10 protein-coding genes are annotated in these 19,146 nt (G+C 55.5%); 9 read left to right on the top strand and 1 reads right to left on the bottom strand.

Annotated features, from left to right (window positions below; all coding sequences use genetic code 11):
- Window positions 1-109: 109 nt before the first annotated feature.
- Window positions 110-985, bottom strand: coding sequence for a WYL domain-containing protein (locus tag J3P84_RS23930; RefSeq protein ID WP_434626249.1), 876 nt, complete (start codon window positions 983-985; stop codon window positions 110-112).
- Between the two features lie 119 nt (window positions 986-1,104).
- Here J3P84_RS23930 and J3P84_RS23925 point away from each other — a divergent pair, with 119 nt between their 5' ends.
- From J3P84_RS23925 to J3P84_RS23885, 9 genes are all read left to right on the top strand, one after another.
- A complete protein-coding gene (locus J3P84_RS23925) occupies window positions 1,105-1,362 on the top strand; it encodes a hypothetical protein (protein WP_064053100.1) in 258 nt (85 codons plus the stop codon).
- Between the two features lie 243 nt (window positions 1,363-1,605).
- Window positions 1,606-4,026: a dynamin family protein gene (locus tag J3P84_RS23920; protein ID WP_434626248.1), complete on the top strand. Its 2,421-nt coding sequence runs from the start codon at window positions 1,606-1,608 to the stop codon at window positions 4,024-4,026.
- On the top strand, window positions 4,023-4,931 hold the full coding sequence (locus tag J3P84_RS23915; protein ID WP_434626247.1) for a diguanylate cyclase regulator RdcB family protein: 909 nt from the start codon (window positions 4,023-4,025) through the stop codon (window positions 4,929-4,931). Before J3P84_RS23920 ends, J3P84_RS23915 begins: the two co-directional genes overlap by 4 nt.
- The gene (locus J3P84_RS23910; protein ID WP_434626246.1) at window positions 4,928-6,007 is read left to right on the top strand and encodes a patatin-like phospholipase family protein; all 1,080 of its coding nucleotides are present in this window, start codon (window positions 4,928-4,930) and stop codon (window positions 6,005-6,007) included. Before J3P84_RS23915 ends, J3P84_RS23910 begins: the two co-directional genes overlap by 4 nt.
- A 675-nt stretch (window positions 6,008-6,682) precedes the next feature.
- A complete protein-coding gene (locus tag J3P84_RS23905) occupies window positions 6,683-7,426 on the top strand; it encodes a hypothetical protein (RefSeq protein WP_434626245.1) in 744 nt (247 codons plus the stop codon).
- Window positions 7,423-8,943 carry a DUF262 domain-containing protein gene (locus J3P84_RS23900; RefSeq protein WP_434626244.1) on the top strand — a complete coding sequence of 507 codons (1,521 nt, stop codon included), beginning with the start codon at window positions 7,423-7,425 and terminating at the stop codon, window positions 8,941-8,943. The genes J3P84_RS23905 and J3P84_RS23900 overlap by 4 nt, the downstream gene beginning before the upstream one ends.
- Window positions 8,933-10,963 (top strand): DUF262 domain-containing protein, encoded by a 2,031-nt coding sequence (locus tag J3P84_RS23895; RefSeq protein ID WP_434626243.1) that lies wholly within the window; start codon window positions 8,933-8,935, stop codon window positions 10,961-10,963. The genes J3P84_RS23900 and J3P84_RS23895 overlap by 11 nt, the downstream gene beginning before the upstream one ends.
- 214 nt (window positions 10,964-11,177) lie before the next feature.
- Window positions 11,178-14,075: a DEAD/DEAH box helicase gene (locus tag J3P84_RS23890; protein WP_434626242.1), complete on the top strand. Its 2,898-nt coding sequence runs from the start codon at window positions 11,178-11,180 to the stop codon at window positions 14,073-14,075.
- Window positions 14,076-14,108: 33 nt separating this feature from the next.
- Complete coding sequence (locus tag J3P84_RS23885) at window positions 14,109-19,079, top strand: Eco57I restriction-modification methylase domain-containing protein (RefSeq protein ID WP_434626241.1); 4,971 nt, start codon at window positions 14,109-14,111, stop codon at window positions 19,077-19,079.
- The last annotated feature ends 67 nt before the right edge of the window (window positions 19,080-19,146 follow it).

The following is a 19,146-nucleotide window of genomic DNA, read 5'->3' as shown; positions in this document are numbered from 1 at the left end:
ATGTGTCCGGGTTATCCAGCATCAGTAGAATGATGACCGGAACTAGGTTGCCGAGCAGGTTGGCGCAGTCACGCAGTTGATCTCGGTTGACGCTGCTAAGATCCAAGCGTCAGTATTTCATCAACCACGGCTGCAGTTCCTGGAGGTTGCTCACCACCAGTTGCTGGGCCTCGGGAAGTATCGCCATGTTGCGGTGGTCAATCTGGTACCGCTGCAACACATACTTCACCAATGCCCTGCGGCTTGGCACCACCAATTGCCCCTGCGTCATGCCGTAGTCGGTTTCAATGATTGCCTTCTGCGCCTCGTTCAACCGCCCATCAGGCGCGAAGATGACCGGCACCTCGACATTCCAGTCTTCATCCTGCTCGCGCGTGTTCGGTGAAACGTCGAGCAAGTCTGGCTGCCCACGCAGGCGGCTAAGGACGAAGTCGCGGTATTGGCCGTTCTTTTCGCAATAGGCCCGCACGTGCCAGCGCATGCCGGTGTAGACCAGCGTGTGGGGGGCGATCAGGCGCACCTCGACGTTGGGGGTGTTGAAGGACACGTATTCGGTTTCCAGGCGCAGGCCTTCACGGCAGGCCTTGAGCAAAGGGCGCAGTACCTCTGGCCGAATGGGGCGGTCAGGCACTTCCAGAACCCGGGTGTGCGCATACGCCAGAGCCAGCCCGTCGATGTGCGGGGCGCGCTCATTGTTCTGGTAGAGCAGGTGCAGGTAGGCGCTGGCGCTGTTGTCGATGAACAGCGGCTTGAAATGCTTGCTCGGCACATAGCCCTTGAGCTGCTTGTCATATGTCAAGTTTTTGGGCGCATGTTCGGTGATGTACGTATTGATGTCCTTAGACGCCTGCTGGCGGCTGATGCCAAAGCTCTGCATCAGGTGGCCCGTGGTCAGCCGGCCTTCCCACCAGGCAACGGTCTCGATCAAGCGATAGCGAAGTGCCAGGTCCCAGCGTACCCGCTCGATGGATTGCTTGCGTTTCATACCCTCTCCATGTGCGCGATTACTTTACCTGTATAAGTCTACATTCTAGACGTGTAATTTCACATTACATATCTTTCGCTTGTCTTTTGAATACTTCGCAGGCAGCAAAGGATATGAGTATGGCTATGCCGGAAGTGGTTGCGACGGGTGCATTGGTGGCGATGGGGATCATCCTGCTGGTGCTGATTCAGCAGGGTTTAAAGCTCGGCGAGCTTGGGAAGACGGTGGAGCACTGCCAGAGGGATCTGCGCTGGTTGCAGATTTGGGAGATGGAGAATAGTGAGCTGCGGTCAGCGTTGCGGGCGGAGCGAGAGCATGTGGTGCAGTTGCGGCGCAAGTGTGAGTTGCTGGAGGCGTTGGTGCCGGTTGCGGAGTGATCAGCGGCAATGGATTGAGTAGCGTGCCGTTCAGGGCGTTTGCATAGCGGGCTGTCGCCATGTCTGGGGTGGCGTGATCAGGGTTATGCCGCTCTTTGTTTGCCCACTGGCAATCGTGATTTGAGTTCACAGTAGGTTGCTGTCATTTTGATATTATCGGCGTGACGAAGATAGGCCGCTTGTCTGCGGTAGGCGTTTTACGGATGACTAGAGGCCAATGATGCCTCGCGCAAGGAGTTTTTGATGCAGGAACAATCGATAGATCTGCTACGTGATGAAGCTCGTAGGCTTCTAAGCTTGGAGCTAGGCTTGCTGCATCACGTGCAGGAAGGCGAAGGTGTGCTGTCTGATGATCAGGGTGATGAGCATCAGACCTTCAGCAAAGCGAATGTCATCCAAGAGATTGGTTACCTCGAAGGCGAGCTGGTCAAAGTCGGCGAATTGAAGATGGTACTGGCCGTGGTCGGCACCATGAAGGCCGGTAAATCAACCACAATCAATGCCATCGTTGGACATGAAGTGCTGCCTAACCGCAACCGGCCAATGACTGCGTTGCCGACTTTGATCGAGCACACCCCTGGCCAAGTCGAGCCAGTGTTGGAGCTGAAAAACTGCAAGCCGATCAACGACCTCATTGTGCAGCTTGGCAAAGTAATCTCATCTGACCGAGGTGACGCGGCGCTGCAGAATCTGGAGCGTACCGATGACATGCTTGACCTGCTGCAGCTGATTGATCAGCGGGGAAGTTTCAAAGCGCTATATGAGGGGTCGGAAAATATCTTCTGGTTCCTCAAAAGCCTGAACGATTTGGTACGGCTTGCGGCGTTTCTGGGGGTGGACTTCCCCTTTGGCAGCTACTCCAGTATCGACGATTACCCTGTCATCCGCATCGAATTTTCTCATCTCGGCCAGGCGGCGGGTCAGGGTAAATTGGCATTGCTCGATACACCCGGCCCCAATGAGGCGGGCCAGCAGCATCTTCGCAAAATGCTCAAGGAACAGTTGAAGAAGGCTTCGGCTGTGTTGGCTGTCATGGACTTCACACAGCTCAAGTCTGACGCCGATGAGCAGGTGCGAAAGGAGCTGGATGAGATTGCCGATATTGCCGAAGGGCGACTGTTTGCATTGGTGAACAAGTTCGACCAAAGGGACCGCAACGGCGACAGTGCTGACCAAACACGTACCTTCGTGGCCGAGTCGTTGATGAATCGCAGGCTCGATGCAGCAGATGTCTATCCAGTCTCTTCGCGCTGGGGATATTTGGCCAGCCGTGCCCAACAGGAAATTGCCAACCACGGCAAGCTTCCTGAGGCCAAGAGAGGCCAAAATGCCTGGGTCGAAGACTTCGGCCAGTTGGTGCTGGGCATGGAATGGGAAGACGCCTTGCAAGACACCGAACTTGTCCAGCGCGGTGCCAGTCACCTTTGGAAAAAATCAAATTTCGCCGAGCCGCTGGAGAAAGTGATCTTCAAGGCCCACCGGCAGGCAGCCGTCATGGCGTTGTCCTCTGCTGCGTCGAAACTGGTTGACACGGCGACCCGCCTTGCACGCTTCCTGGAAGTGCGTGATACCGCGCTGGCCAAGAGCGCCGAAGAACTTCAGGAGCAGATTGGGTCGCTGCGCCATGACATTGCAATGATTGATCGCCTGGAACAGGACAGCGAGGAGTCTTCGCAGAACGCGCTGGCGGAAATCAAGTGCGAGATGAGCATGACCTTCACCGAATTGGCGGAGGCTATCAAGCATGAGGTCGGCGAAGGATTCAAAGCGGGAAAGCGGCAAGAGCAGCAACAAGCCGTCGCCAGAATGCAAGAGCAGCTCGCACCGACCATGGCAGGGCTCCTTAAGGGAGCCTTTAGCACTTGGTTGGGTGGCGAACAGGCTCGTCGCGCGCGCAACGGTTTCGATTTTGAATTCGACGAAGAAAGCCCAGTAATCAATTTCGATAAGCAGTCTGAGGCCGAAGCGCTGCTGAAAAAAATCGAAGATGGGGTGCACAGCATCATTAGCGATGGTGAAGTCGAACTGGTAAGGCGTATGGGTGAAATCCTCAAGGATTTCCGCATCACTTTCGCAGTTGATATCGAAGCCGAAGCCAACAAACTTATCGCAGGCCTGAATGAGCGGCTCAATCGCAGCGGTTTTGCCATCGATGTGAAAATCCCGGACACGACCCCGCTGACTCTCAAGTACACCGCTGGCGAGATTCTGCGTGATTCGGTGGATAACAAGCACCGTAACGTCACGCGCTCTCGCCGCAGCAAAGGTGCATGGGGCACCATTTGTAGCTGGTTCGGTACCTCTGACTGGGGCTGGGAAGAGTACACGGTCAAGCAGGGCTATTACGCAGTCGATATCAACAAGGTCCGCAAAGCCATCGACGCATCGATCGAACAGCTGTTCAAAGACCTGGAAGCCTCCGCTGCGGACACCATCGCTCAGCCGCTCAATGAAGGGCTTCACACCTTCTTCGAGCAACTAAAAGGCAGCATCGAAAGCATTCGAAGCGATTTGCAACAGAGTATTCGCGATCAGGAACGCAGCCAGGACGAGCAAATTGCATTGGCTGGTTTGCTTTCTAGTTACAAACGCGAGGTCATGCCCATCAAGCGCGACAGCGAGGAGCTGCTGCGAGATGTGAGCCCGGCTGGGGTGCCAGCATGAGCGAAGCGCAAAACGATGAGTTGATTGGCGAAATGAGCCGTCTGTTTACCTGCCTGCCGGAAAAATTCGTGGTGGACTTCGCCAACGGTATCGATGTGGTGCGCGAGCGCCAGAGGCATATGTCGACTCGGACCGGGATGTTCGACCGCCTTTACGATGGGTTTACTGGCAAAACAGCCCAGAACCAGACGGAAATCAATGCAAGCCTCACCGATGGCGTCGAAGGGGCACTGGAGTGGCTGGTCGACTTGACTCAATCGTTGGCCAAGAGTAACCGCGCGATCTATCAAGTGCAGATGCGGGTGAGTGGAATGAAGCAGGATTTAGCTACGGTCGCTAACTATTCAGCCGATACCCGCTATGCGTTGGAGCGACTTTCGCAGCACCTTGGCGATCGATGCAGTGCTTTAGAGCTAAATGTTGCGAGAATCGATTGTACGCAACGTGCCCAGTTACACCTCGAGAGTGTTATGGGCAAGTGGGGCGCGGGTCGGTTCGCTGGTCTTAGTCTTACTGGCCGCTGTTATGCGGTGCTGGAAGAGTTGCGCTGGGGGGCATTCGGCGATCATTGCCTAACCATTTCTGGTACTGAGCGTCAGCAACTGTTGGAGGACCTAGCCAACCGGGCGATCATACAGCTGAGTCGAGACGCTCAGGTGGGGCAAGGGGAGCGCATCGCTACCCGAAATCGCTGGCTGGCGAGGCCTTCGCCTGGCGTACCGTGGAATGTAAGCGAAGAGACGCTTGCTTATCTGGGTGATTGGTCGTGTCCTGATCGTTCGCCAATGTCCTATGCAATTTCGCAGGTGCCTGACGAGTTACCACTCCAAGTGCCTCTGCTGGGTTCTGCCCGGCGTATGACTGAAGGGTTGGTCAATGAATTGTTCTTGGAGACTTCAGCATGAGTGCATCCTTGAAAGTGGGCTTGGTGCTGTCGGGTGGAGGAGCGAAAGGTGCATACCAAGTTGGTGTGCTGAAAGCGTTGCGCGAGCTGGGTACTCGCATTGATGCTGTTTCAGGTGCAAGTATCGGAGCACTCAATGGGGGCATTCTCGCGTCAGCGCCTTCGCTGGATGTTGCCATTGAGCGTCTAGAAGAATTGTGGGGGCGTTTGAGTAAAAGCTCCCCTTTGAGTTTGAAAATGCCAGGCTATGTGTCATTGCTGGTAGCTGCAGGATTACGCATGAACGGCGCGCCTGCCATTCTTGCTGCAGCTCATGGCGCCAAGAGGCTAGCCCAGCGCTTTGATGTCGAGTTCCCCGAGTGGCTGAATGGCTGGGAAGACGGTTTTCTAGACGACAAGCCGTTGCAGCAACTAATGGATGAGTTCTTGGTCAGCAAAGATCTGCAGCGCGGCCTGCCATTGTACGTTTCTCTGTACGAGAGCTTGGGAGGGCTCGAGGATATAGCGCGTGCTCTCTGTGCTGAACTTGGCTTTGGTGACACGCCACATTCAAAGTTTTTCCATGTCCAGTCGATTGCAGATGAGGAGGAACAGAAACGCATCTTGCTGGCCTCGGCGGCGCTTCCGTTGCTTTTCAAATCACGTCGCCATGATGGGCGAAGCTGGTCAGACGGAGGGCAGGGTGGTTGGCAAACCATGCAAGGCAATACGCCGATTACTCCCTTGTTGGAGGCGGGTTGCAACCTGGTCATCGTCACGCATCTGAGTGATGGATCAGTCTGGAGCAGGCAGCAATTCCCTGATGCCACCATTTTGGAGATTCGCCCGAGCAAGAGTTTGGCACGTGCGAATGGGCCTTTGGCGGGGGCTCGCGACTTGTTAGGTTTTGATGGCGAGAAAATTCCATCGTGGATCGAGCAGGGCTATCAGGACACGCTACAGTGTGTTGGTCGCGTGCTGAATGCACAGAGGGCGCGTAATGAGTTACGAGCTTCGGAAGCGGCGCTGGTTAACATTGAGCGTGAGTCCTATAGCGCTGATCAAGTGCTTGCAGACGCTATGGCGCGATTGAGGTGAGCGGCGCGGGGAAAGTGGTGATTTGTCGAGTCTCTCGCTAATCAAGGCTATGCGCCTATCGACTCTTCTTCCCGACCATTCCGCCGAAAGGAATGGTGTTCACTTAATTTAATTGGACACCATTTTAACCACCTAGTGAATGTTCGTTGCGGACTCCGTACCGTACCTACGGCAGCCTCGGGGTAGCTAAATCAAGCCAGTAACATATCGATTGAATCACTGAAAATCGGATTGTATTCGAAGATTTAATGCCAATTGAAATACTGTTAAGGGTATTTCTGGTCTGTGGTCAAGCAGTTGTGTTGCCTGTAAGCCGACCTTTGCTTCAATCGCAGTCATCTAGTTGAACAACACCCGGATAACGCTCCCCACAAGTTTTCTGGGTGTTTCAGGATGAGCAGAATAATTAACGGTACCAGCTTTCCTAGCAGGTTGGCGCAGTTACGCAGTTGATCCCGGTTGACGCTGCTGTTCTAGGTGGTGACCCCAAGCCTGAAGCCAGGTTCGACGGAGGCTTGTAGAGTCTTATCATGTAATAGTGGCATTATGCTTTCTCAACCATGCGGCTTCCGCGCGGGATGGCTATCGCAGCTGTGTGCGCTCATCCCAACGTTTGCAATCATGGCAAATTAGGTCGTGAAGCCCACCCAAGGTCCCGCTCAAGGAATGAAGGCAATGATCAAGAAATCGGTGACGGAGCTCGCGTTCGTCAACAGTAAATCGCCGCTACCCACCGTCGAGGTCGATTCGCAGTCCATCGAGGACGCAGGTTTCAGCATCTACCGCACGGTGATGCAGGTACTCACCCAATTAGCCGAGCAGGACGCATCATTCCGGGCGACTCTCTATATGTACGGTACTGTCAGCGTCAATTTCCGCGAGCCGTGCTGGTCTGAGTTTTTGCTGGTTGCAGGTCCAGAAAAAGTGCTGCGTGCCTTGGGGGCCGGCTTTGAACGGTTGCCAGCCGTGAAGTCGTGTTTCAGCGATTACGTTCCGTCTTCCGCTGCCTTGCGCACTTTCCATGTTCAGGATGGCCTGGTGTGGGAACAAGAGGATGCCAGCACTTGGTACTCCCACGCCCAGACACTGGCTGACCTGACCGCTGAAGCTGACGAGGCTGAAGAGGTCGACGACGATGCCGAGCCTATCGAGGAGGATGAAACGGAAGAGGCCTGGGATGCTGAGGACCTGCAGGCTTCGGATGACCAGGAAGAAGACTCGACGGTCGTTATCGGCAACCGGAAGGCGGCTCGCTATCGGGCCGCGCGCTCGGATGCAAAAGTGAGCACCATCCGGGCAAGGATCGAAGAAGTCTTTGGGTTGCCGGAAGGTTCTGTCGCGCTCTGTGGGCCAGACGGTCGCGCGTTGCGGGGGAACGCACTGATCAGGACGCTGCGTAGACGTTGGGACGAAAATTGAGCTGGGAATTCCTGACCGCCAAGCCGAATTCGCTTGTGCGGGTCAGTACTCTGCCTTTCGCCGAATTGCTCAATGCAAGCGATTGGCCATTGGCATTGGACAGCTATCAGCGTGGTTTCGTCTGGGGGCCAGATAAGCTGACGCAATTGGTCAGTGACCTAGCAGCATATGCAGAACAGGCGGATACCAGCTTGCCTTACTACATGGGCGGGGTACTACTGCATCGCGACGCAAACCAGTCGAAGCGGTTCATCATCGATGGTCAGCAGCGCATCACCGCGCTATCGCTGTTGTACCACCGCTCTACCGGCAAGTTGCCAGTGGGGCAGGCACTCAGCTATTCGGGCCAATCCGCGCGACATATTGCTGAAGGGTTGCAGGCATTGAAGCAAATGGAGGCGATTACGCCGCAGATCATCGAAAGGCTACGGCTGACAGTGATCGAAGTGGACAGCACTGACCTCGCTTTCACCTTCTTCGACACCCAGAACAACCGCGGGGTGCGCTTGGAGGCCACTGACCTGCTCAAGGCCTACCACCTGCGTGCGATCGACTATGCGCAAGGGAAGACCGAACTCAAGGCAGCACTGCAGCGGCACTGTGCGGAGCGTTGGGAGAGTCTACAACGCCACCCGGCGGTACTAAGCCCTGGTCAGGACTTTGCCCCTAACTTATTCAATCGTTTTCTCTGGCGTGCGCGGCGTTGGCGCGGATCGCACACGCCTGCGGGGAGGCACGAACCGCTCCTGGCAGAATTCCAGCGCGACACTTGGCCCCACGTCGCCGACAGCCGTAGCCGCATTGACAGCGTGCCGCTCTATGCGACTCGGCACAATCGGCTAGCGTCCTGCATGACTCTGGCGGGAGATGGCGATTACGTGCTGCAGGGCAGCCAGCTGCGAGTCGGTCAAAATCCTGCAAGCCTGCCCATGGCGTTGCGTCAGCCCATCCATGAAGGTGTTGGGTTCTTTCTTTACGCAGACAAGTACGCAGCGTTGCTGCAACGGCTGATGAATGATCCAGCGCCATGCCTGCAGGTGAGCACGTTCCGCACGATCTACAAACAGCTGCTGCGCAATAACCAAGAGTACCTGCGCGAGATCTTCATGCTGTGCAGCCTGATGTATGTCGATCAGTTCGAAGTTGAACAACTGACCGCCTTTGCCCTGCGCTTGGAGTTTTTGCTGGGTGCGATTCGCTTGGAGAAAAAACAGGTCAAGCAGGAAACCGCGGCCAATTTCTTCAGGCTGGCCGAGCTGAACCTGTTGGATGTGATTGCCCAGAGTTACCATCCGAAGCAGGTGCTGGACTTTCTTCAGCACCGACAACAAGCGGTGGCGTCTTCGTATGCCCACGAAACGGTAGCAACAGGGCAGGGTGTGCAGGGACGATACAAGAGGGCAGTCCTCGAGTTCTATCAAGGGCAGTTGGATTCCGAATGCTTGAGCCTTGCGGGTAAATCGCAATGGCTCGAAACGTACTTGAAGGCTTGCCAGGAAGATCGCCATGCGTATTGATTCCCGTCTCTTCACCTTGGAACAGCTGGTTAATCAAGACGACGCGGCCTGGTGCTTCAACGTGCCCATCTATCAGCGCTTGTACGTTTGGGGTGACGATCAGATAAAGACGTTACTGACCGATATGGCCAATGCCTTCGATCGGCGCGATGAGCAGTTCTTTCTGGGTGGTGCCCTGCTGGTCGAAAAAACCTCTGAGCAAGACCGCCTTAAGGGCTTGCGCCGCTTCGACCTGATCGACGGGCAGCAGCGCTTTACTACGCTGTGGATGCTCAGCACGATCGTCATATGGAACCAGGTGATGGGGGATTTCAGCAGGGTGGTGCTGAAAGACGGTGTGATTCCGCGTTTGCACTTCTCGATTCGCGAGCAAGTGAACGCCTTCCTTGCCAGCATGATGCCGGGCAAGGGGGGAGCGAGCCCGGAGATCCTCGATACCCAAAGCATGAGAGAAGCTCAGCAATTGATGGTTTCCTTCAAACAGACCTATAAGCGTGCGGATGGCGGACCTGTGGATGATGAATATCTCAAGGCGCTGGCTGGCTTCGTTTATCGCAACGTCTCGCTCGTGCTCACACAGGTGCCTGAGGGGATGGACTTGAACAAGTTGTTCGAAGTCATCAACAACCGCGGCATCCAGCTCCAACATCACGAAATTCTCAAGGCCAGGCTATTGCGCGACATCCCTGCAGAAAGCCGTTCCCGTTACGCGGCTTTGTGGAATGCCTGTGCCGACATGAGTGGTTTTGTCGAACGTAACCTTTGCCAGGAAACTCAGCTGGAGGCTCACCGTCTGGGTGATCTCTATAGCAAGGGGCAGTTGCTGCACGCGGCAGCTGTGCACGGGCTGCTGTCGCGAAGAGCCGAGGCTGCACAAGCGGAATCCGCTGAACGACTGACTTTGGAGAAAATCGTCAACGGCGCAGTTACCAGGTTTGACAATGGTTCAGCGGCCATCGCGGTGGATGAAGGCGAAGCGCCATGGGCGCGTAGTATTATTGGCTTCCCACTGTTCCTTCTGCATGTGCTGCGTATCTGGTTGAAAGAGCAAGGGCAGCCGGATGTGCCCCGCGTGCTGGATCGGAACCTACTTACCTTGTTCGAGGCCCACTTACTGCTGTCGGCGGAGCCAGCGCAGCGTACCGCAAGGGCGCAAGGGTTCATTGACCTGCTCTGGCGTATGCGGGTGCTTTGGGATGAATACGTCATCAAATGGGTCGACCAGGGCGATGACGAAATTCATCAAATTTGCCACACCTCGATCTCTGCCAATGATGATAAACGTTACATCAGTCGCAGCCGTGACAACGATCTGAAACAAGGCATGTCGTTACTGCAGAGCATGCTCTACCACTCCCAGGAGATCACCACCCATTATTGGGTGACACCTTTCCTCTATTTCATCCACAAGCACGCGCAAACGTTACGTGGCGGCGTGGGAGAGGTTGAGCGCTACTACGACTTCCTGTGCCATTTGGATAACCAACTCCTCGGGGAGGTGACGAGCGATCCTTTGGTAGTGCGCACGCGGGGATTCATGGACGAGCCCTGGCGTACCGCTACCGAGCTTCAATTCGAGGCAGTGCTGCCCGGCGACGACGGCGTGGAATTTTCCCATTACTGGTTCTACAAACTGGACTTCGTGCTCTGGCATGAGAAGCATTGTGATCATGATGCATGGGGCAACTTCCGCTTCACAGCCAAAAACTCGGTGGAGCATATTTCGCCGCAGAATCCACAGGCGACCGATACCAATAAGGTCACCAACACCTGGCTGAACCGCTTTGGCAATCTGGCGCTGGTCTCGCGTAGCATTAACTCCGAGTACAGCAATCTGCCATACAACGAAAAGCGCCAGCGATTCCTCAATAAGCGAGCCCTTGAGAAGCGGCCAGACTCTTTGAAAATGGACTTGATCTACTCGAACGACGAATGGGGAGATACATGGGCGGCTGAACATCAGGCGTCGATGCTGGCGGCAATGCAGCGCCATTACCAAAGGCGTTTTGCCGTTGAGTAGCGTGGAGTAAATGGCAGCGCTCACCAGTGCGCATCACTACAGTCGGAACTGGTGAGCGGTGGTTGGCCGCCCATTGCCGCATGATTTTCATCCGGTCAGCTAAATATCCAGTTAAGGCTTCACCTCACTGGTGGATATGTCGCATCATCCGGCCATTATCGTTGTCGTCACATGACACTGGATGTCGGGGTCGTGTCTGTTACAGGAATTTTCAATGCAAAGTCTTTATGCTCCAGGCGCTCGCGTCGTTATCCGTGACTGCGAATGGGTAGTGCGCCGAGCTGATCCCTGCGATGACGGTGGTTACATCCTCACCGTCGATGGGTTATCCGAGCTGGTCAATGGCAAGAGTGCGCAGTTTCTCTCTCGGCTAGAGGAGCAGGCTGACGTGATCCGTATTCTGGATCCGGTAGATACCCGCTTCGAGCAGGACACCACTCCAGGCTTCGAGAAGAGCCGTCTGTTCATCGAAACCCAGCTGCGGCAGATCACTCCAGCAGATGGCATGATTCATCTGGGCCATCGCGCAGCGATGGATACGGTGCCTTACCAGCTCGACCCAGCGCTGCAGGCGCTTAAGCAGAATCGCCAGAGGATCCTTATTGCCGACTCGGTGGGCCTGGGGAAAACCCTGGAAGCCGGCATCCTGATGACGGAGCTGATCCGCCGGGGCCGCGGCAAGCGCATTCTGGTGCTGACGCTGAAAAGCATGATGACCCAGTTCCAGAAGGAGATGTGGAACCGATTCACTATCCCGCTGACTCGGCTGGACTCCGCCGGCCTGCAGCGTGTGCGCAATCACATACCGGGTAATCACAACCCTTTCTACTACTACGATAAGTCGATCATCTCTATCGACACGCTGAAGCAGGACAACGAGTATCGCCGCCATCTGGAAGAGGCCTACTGGGACATTATTGTCATCGACGAGGCACATAACGTCGCCGAGCGCAGCAGTGGCTCGCAGCGTGCCAAGCTCGCGCAACTGCTGGCTGGCCGCTCCGATACGCTGATCATGCTCTCGGCCACGCCGCATGACGGCAAGGCGCGCAGCTTCGCCAGCCTGATGAACATGCTTGACCCGACTGCCATTTCCGATCCGGACGACTACGCCAAGGAGGACTTCCGCGATAAGGGGCTGGTCATCCGTCGCTTCAAGAAGGACATCCGCGACCAAGTAAAGCAGGAGTTCAAGGAGCGAGTAGTCAAGGACATCTACCTGTACGCCTCGCTGGAGGAGGAGGGTGCTTACCAGGCCCTGCTTGATGTGCCCTTCACATACCGTGGCGAGCATAGTGCGACCAGCAACGGCCAGTTAGTGCGTATCGGCCTGCAGAAAGCCATGTTTAGCTCGCCGGCTGCCGCCGAGATATCGGTCAAGCAGCGCATTGCCAAGTTGCAGGGTAAGGGTGCCAGCACCGACGAGCAGGCTGAAATTGAAGCGCTTCACAACCTTCAGCACGCCTTGCGCAACATCACCCCGACCAGCTTCAGCAAATATCGGGAATTTCTCGGCCTGCTGAACAGCAAGGACTTTGGCTGGAAGAAGAGCGACACCGACGACCGCCTGGTGATCTTCAGTGAGCGTATCGAAACGCTCAACTGGCTGCAGGCCCAATTGCAGCAGGATCTCAAGCTTAAGGACGATGCCATCCAGATACTGCATGGCGGCATGAGCGACATAGAACAGCAATCCATCGTCGAAGCCTTCGGCAAGCCGGAAAGCAAGCTGCGTGTATTGCTGTGTTCGGACGTGGCTAGTGAGGGTATCAACCTGCACTACCTGTCTCATCGTCTGGTGCATTTTGATCTGCCCTGGTCGCTGATGGTGTTCCAGCAGCGCAACGGTCGGGTTGACCGCTACGGCCAAGAGCAGACGCCGATCATCACCTACCTGATTGCCCAGAGTAGCAATCCGACGGTCAAGGGCGACCAGCGCATACTGGAAATCCTCAAGGAGAAGGACGATCAGGCCTACCGTAACATCGGTGATCCAGCCACTTTCATGAAGGTCCACGATGCGGACGCTGAAGAAGCGTTGACCATGCAGGCCATGGCCACCGGCACCGACGCACAATCGTTTGATCAGCAATACCAAGCCAATGACAGTAATGAAGGTGACGATCTGCTTGCGCTGTTTCTCAACCCCGAGGCCGTGCAGCCAAAAACTCCTGAGCAGGTAGAGCAGTTCACCGTCGACGGCTTCAGCTTGTTCCCCAGTGACTATGAGTTCGCTCGTCAGGCGCTGGAAGCCATCAACCGTGAGCGCCGCCAGGTCAACTTCACGGCCAACAATGAGCGTCAAACCATCACCCTGACGCCTCCGGACGACCTGGACTACCGTTTCCGCTTCCTACCCCCGGAGATCCGCCCGGAAGATGGCAGCCTGGTACTTACCGCTGACAAGCAGCGTTTTGCCGAAGAAATTCGCCGTAGTCGTCAGGACGAGAACGCCTGGCCCAAGCTGCACTACCTCTGGCCCCAACATCCGGCGATCCAATGGCTGCAAGACAAGCTGCTGGCCCAAGTGGCTCGGCACAGTGCGCCGGTACTAGCGCTGCCGGATATCGACCGGGTCACCCAGCTAATGCAACCCGACGAGAGTGTGTTCCTGGTCAGTGGCCTGATTCCCAACCGCAAGGCACACCCAGTGATCTGGAAGTGGTTCGCCATCAGGATCCGTAACGACGCGGTCACGGGCATTGAACCTGCCGAAGCGTGGTTGCAGCGCCTGCAGCTGGACAACCGCTTGCCTAACCGCGCTCAGCCGCTGGCTATCGTTCAGCTAGAACGTCTGCGGCCGGCAGTGATTACCGCTGCGCGCAAGCAGATGCAGCAACTGCAACAGGATTACATCGCCGCACACCGACCGCAGCTGGAGCGTCAGCTGGCCGAGCTCAAGGCGCTTAAGGGGCGTCAGGTCCTGCAGCTCGATCTGCAACTGGAAGGTTCGAGTCAGGCGGAGCATTTCAAGGCCGCTCGCAAAGAAGAGCGTCTGAACCGGATTGAAAAGGTGTTTGCCGACTACCAGACCTGGGTGCAGGACACTCACACCATAGAACCTGTGCCATTTATTCAAATTCTTGCCGTATTTACCCGGGCCACAGACTGAGCAGTCGGGCTCAGGCAAAGGAGTAAAAGTTAGATGTCGTTACAGGACAGCGTGGCCACCTTTATCGGGTTGAGCAACGATAACGAGTTTTTTAGCGCCCATTACCTTGCAGAGGTATTCCAGGGCGACCTGGCTGACACCATCAAAGAGTGGGAAATCCGGGAAGAGCAGTGCGAAGGTTTCGTCACCCCGCAGCGCGCTCTGCGCAACCTGAATCAGGGCTATTTTGCGCTGCGCCACAAGCTCAAGACTGAACGCAGCGCCAGTGAGCGAATCCGTCTGCAACGCGAGTTCTACCGCGACCTGCTTGTTGCGCTGGGTATTCCCTACCAGCCCGGCAACCGTGAGGTTGCCGCCAATATGGAGCTGCCAGTGCTCAGTGTGCTGGGTGACCAACTATGGGTGTTGGGTGCACTGGATGCTAATAGCGAGGGCGAAGATCCGCTGTCGCTGCAACTGCACCGTGACCAGTTCTTCGGCTCTGGTCCGCACCACGACAAATTGAGCAATACCGACTGGTACCGCATCCTCAATGAAGTGGTGTTTCGCCAATCCAGCCCGTTTAACGAGCAGCCGCCGCGTTGGGTACTGCTGCTCAGCGACCGCCAGGGCATTCTGATTGACCGCTACAAGTGGTCGCAGAATCGCATGCTGCGTTTTGACTGGGAAGAGATTCTCGGACGTCGAGACGACCGCACCCTCAAGGCCACCGCGGTACTGCTGCACCGAGAAAGCCTGGTGCCGGATGATGGCCAGAGTCGACTCGACAGCCTGGATGAAAACAGTCACAAACACGCCTTTGCCGTCTCCGATGATCTGAAATATGCCCTGCGCCACGCTATTGAGTTGCTCGGTAACGAAGCGGCCGCGCAACTGGTCGAGCAGGCCCGAGACCGCAAAGAGGGCATCTACAGTGGCAGCAATGCGCTGGACCCCGACCAGTTGTCCAGCGAATGCCTGCGCACCATGTACCGCATCCTTTTCCTGTTTTATATCGAAGCTCGGCCAGAGCTCGGCTACCTGCCGCACCAGCACGATGCCTGGCGGCAAGGTTACAGTCTGGAGAGCCTGCGCGATCTGGAAAGTGTTCGCTTGACCACCGAAGAAAGCCGTCGCGGTCACTATTTTCACCACAGCCTGCAGCGCATGTTCGGCTTGATCTACAAAGGCCACCAGCTCAACCGCCAACTCGACCAGTTGCACGAAAGCACCGCCAACGGCTTCACCCTGCAGGGCCTGGACAGCCACTTGTTTGACCCGGCTAATACTCCGTTGCTCAACCGAGTCACCTTCAGCAACGAAACTCTGCAACAGGTGATCCAGAGCATGTCATTGACCCGGCCCCAGAAAGGCCGCAAGCGCCGTGGTCGTGTCAGCTACACCCAGCTCGGTATCAACCAACTCGGTGCCGTGTATGAAGCGCTGCTCAGTTACCGTGGTTTCTTCGCCTCCGAAGACCTCTACGAAGTCGCCGGCAAAGGCCAAAATATCAAACCTGACGAGCTGGAAACCGGCTTCTTCGTTACACAAAGCCAACTGAGCGAATTCGACGAAGATAGTGAATGGGTTTACGATATCGAGGACAAGAAGAAAAAGCTGCGCGTCCACCCCAAAGGCAAATTCATATACCGTATGGCGGGGCGCGATCGGGAAAAATCCGCTAGCTACTACACCCCGGAAGTTCTCACCAAAAGCTTGGTGAAGTACACCCTCAAGGAGCGCCTGACAGACGAGGTCACCGCCGACGATATCCTCAATCTGACGGTGTGCGAACCCGCCATGGGCAGCGCCGCCTTCTTGAACGAAGCCGTCAACCAGCTCGCAGAGGCCTACCTAACGCGTAAACAGCAGGAGCTAGGCTTACGGATTCCTCACGAGAACTATCAACGCGAACTGCAGCGGGTAAAAATGCACATCGCCGACCACAACGTGTTCGGTGTTGACCTCAATCCCATCGCTGTTGAACTAGCGGAAGTCTCACTCTGGCTTAACGCCCTAAGCGGTGGCCACAGCGTACCCTGGTTCGGCTACCAGCTGTTCACCGGAAACAGCTTGATTGGTGCCCGCCGTGAGGTCTTTTCGGCCAGCGCTCTCAAGAAACAAGCCAAGGAGAGCCTGTGGTACAACCATGCCCCGCGTCGGCTCGCCCCCTTTAGCCTGCTGGAACAGGGAGGCGAGGGTGGCCGAAAAGAAGGGGAGATTTACCACTTCCTGCTGCCCGACCCCGGCATGGTCGGCTACAACGACAGCGTTGCCAAACAGCTGCGTCCTGATGCCTTCAGGGCTATCAAAGAATGGAAAAAAGCTTTCTGTGCTCCGCTCGAAGCGCAGGAAGTTCGTACCCTGCAGGCGCTCAGTGATGCAGTCGATCGCCTGTGGCGCGAACATGCCCAGATGCTGGAACAGCACCGTCGGCGCACCGAAGACAGCTATCCCTTGTGGGGGCAGCAGGGCATGGTCGAACACCACACTAGCACCAAAGAAAAAGACCAGCTGCGCACCATCGGCATATTCAACACTAACGCCCGTATTGCTTCTCCCTACCGCCGCTTGAAACTGGCTATGGACTACTGGTGCGCCCTGTGGTTCTGGCCTCTGGACAAGGCGGAGCAACTGCCTGACCGACAAAAATGGTTGTTCGATCTCAACACCATCCTCAACAGCGCCGGAACCTTCGAATTCACCCCTATGCAAGAGGGTTTGTTCAGTGCTGAACCGGCGGAAGGAGAAGATCTCTTCGCGAAACCCATCGAGGACCTTTTCGCCGCCGACGAGCCCCAACAAACCCTACGCGCCGAAACCCAGGCTGTCCGCGACGTCAGCACCCAGCAGGGTGAGCTCAACCTGGAGAAACTGTTTAAGAACCCGTTTTTCAACACCCTTGCCATAGCCAACGAGCTGGGCGAACAATTTCGCTTCTTCCACTGGGAACTGACTTTTTCGGATATCTACGCCAAGCGCGGTGGTTTCGACATCACCCTGGGCAACCCACCTTGGCGCAAGGTGGAGTGGCAGGAAGGCGGTATACTCGGTGATCACAACCCGGCCTTTGTATTGCATAAACTCAATGCCAAGCAGCTCACCGACCGACGCGAAGCCGCTTTCCAGCGCAGCCCGCAACTTCAACAGGCCTGGTTTGCCGAGCTGGCGGAAGCGGAAGGCTCGCAAGCGTTCCTCAATGCTACCCAGAACTATCCACAGCTCGCTGGGCAAAAAGCCAATCTTTACAAATGCTTTCTTCCCCGTGCTTGGGTCAATGCTAATAAGCAAGGTGTGAGCGGCTTCTTGCACCCGGAGGGAGTTTATGATGATTCCAATGGTGGTGTTTTAAGGCGTGAGATATATCAGCGTTTGCGTTCGCACTTTCAGTTTAAAAATGATATTAAATTGTTTTCTGAGGTGGATAATAGTCGCAGATATAGTATTAATATATATGGTTGTCGTTTGGATGTTGTCAAATTTAAAAATTTGGCTAATTTGTTCCATCCGATGACAATAGATGCATGCTTCCAGCATAACGGGATAGGAGGGGTGCCGGGAATAAAGGAGGAATTGGAGCTGCCTGATGGTCGAGTGAAGGTAAAGTGGAACTTCGACGGCCACCGAGATCGTATTATTAATGTTGGTCAGCACGAGCTTGCCCTGTTTGCCCAGCTCTATGACGAAGTCGGCACTGATGCCCTGGAAGCTCGCCTTCCATCTTTGCATGCCCGGCAGTTGATGGCAGTGCTGGATAAATTTGCCGCGCAGCCCCAGCGGTTGGAGGGACTGAAAGGAATGTACTATTCGACTCAACATTGGAATGAGGTCCACGCTCAGCAAGACGGAACTATGAAGAGGATTACCCAATTCCCGAAGAGCCCAGAACAATGGATTCTCTCCGGCCCGCATTTTTTTGTTGGTAATCCGTTTTTCAAAAGCCCGCGTCCCGGATGCAAAAGTAACAAAGACTACGATAATATCGACCTGCAATCTTTGCCGGACAACTATTTACCGCGCGCTAACTACATCCCTGTCTGCGAAATCAATACCTACCTTGAGCGTACCCCTCGAGTGTCTTGGGTGGAAGATGGCGAGCATCGAGAGCGGTTGGTCACTGACCACTTCCGACACATTAATCGCCGTGCGATCGGTTCTGCGTCGGAGCGGACAGCTATTGGGGCAATCATCCCGCCTGGTGTTGCCCATATAGATGGTGGTTTCTCGATTGTGTTTAGAGATGTCAAAATCTTAACTACTTTTAATACCAGTTTTATATCGCTGCCATTCGATTTTTTTGTTAAGACAACAGGGAAAGCTGACTGTCGAGGTGACTTGGTTGGGATGATGCCACTACTGGTAAATCTGTCCACAGGTGCGAAAATTCGCGGGTTGGCTTTGAACTGTTTGACCACACAATATGCCAATCTCTGGCAGCTCAACTGGCAAGACAGCTTCCGTAAACAACGCTGGGCCATTGATAAGCCCAATCCTGCGCTGCCGCAGGACTTCTTCACCAATCTCACTCCCCAGTGGCAACGCAACAACGCTCTGCGGAGCGACTACATTCGGCGTCAGGCACTGATTGAGATTGACGTATTGGTAGCTCAGGCGCTCGGTCTGACTCTGGAGGAGCTGCTTACTATCTACCGAGTTCAGTTTCCAGTCATGCGCCAATACGAAGCCGATACCTGGTACGACCAGAGCGGCCGTATCATCTTCACACCCAGCAAAGGCCAGGTCGGCGTTGGCCTGCCCAGAAAAGCCCGCAATAGTGATTTGGCCGAGGGCACCCACTACTCGGTCGAGTCCTCGGACTCCAACGCTCATGACATCGCCCTCGGTTGGGAAGATATCCAGCAATTAACCCAAGGCGTTGTGCGCAGAACCTATCAGGACGACACCCTGCCTGGCGGTCCCTGGGAAACCACCATCACTTACCACGCCCCCTTCTTTAAACCTGATCGGGAAGAGGACTACCGGGTGGCTTGGGCCATTTTTGAGGAAAGCGCTGGATACGCGTAATCACGCGTCGAGCGGTGCAGGCACATGAGCGGAGATGTATTGGGTTGCCTAATGTAGGATTTTTATA

Origin of the sequence: Pseudomonas sp. Z1-29, from assembly GCF_051131995.1 — a bacterium.
Classification (GTDB): Bacteria; Pseudomonadota; Gammaproteobacteria; order Pseudomonadales; family Pseudomonadaceae; genus Aquipseudomonas.
The sequence above is the reverse complement of the archived record's forward strand: the minus strand, read 5'-3'. Positions and strand labels throughout refer to the sequence as shown.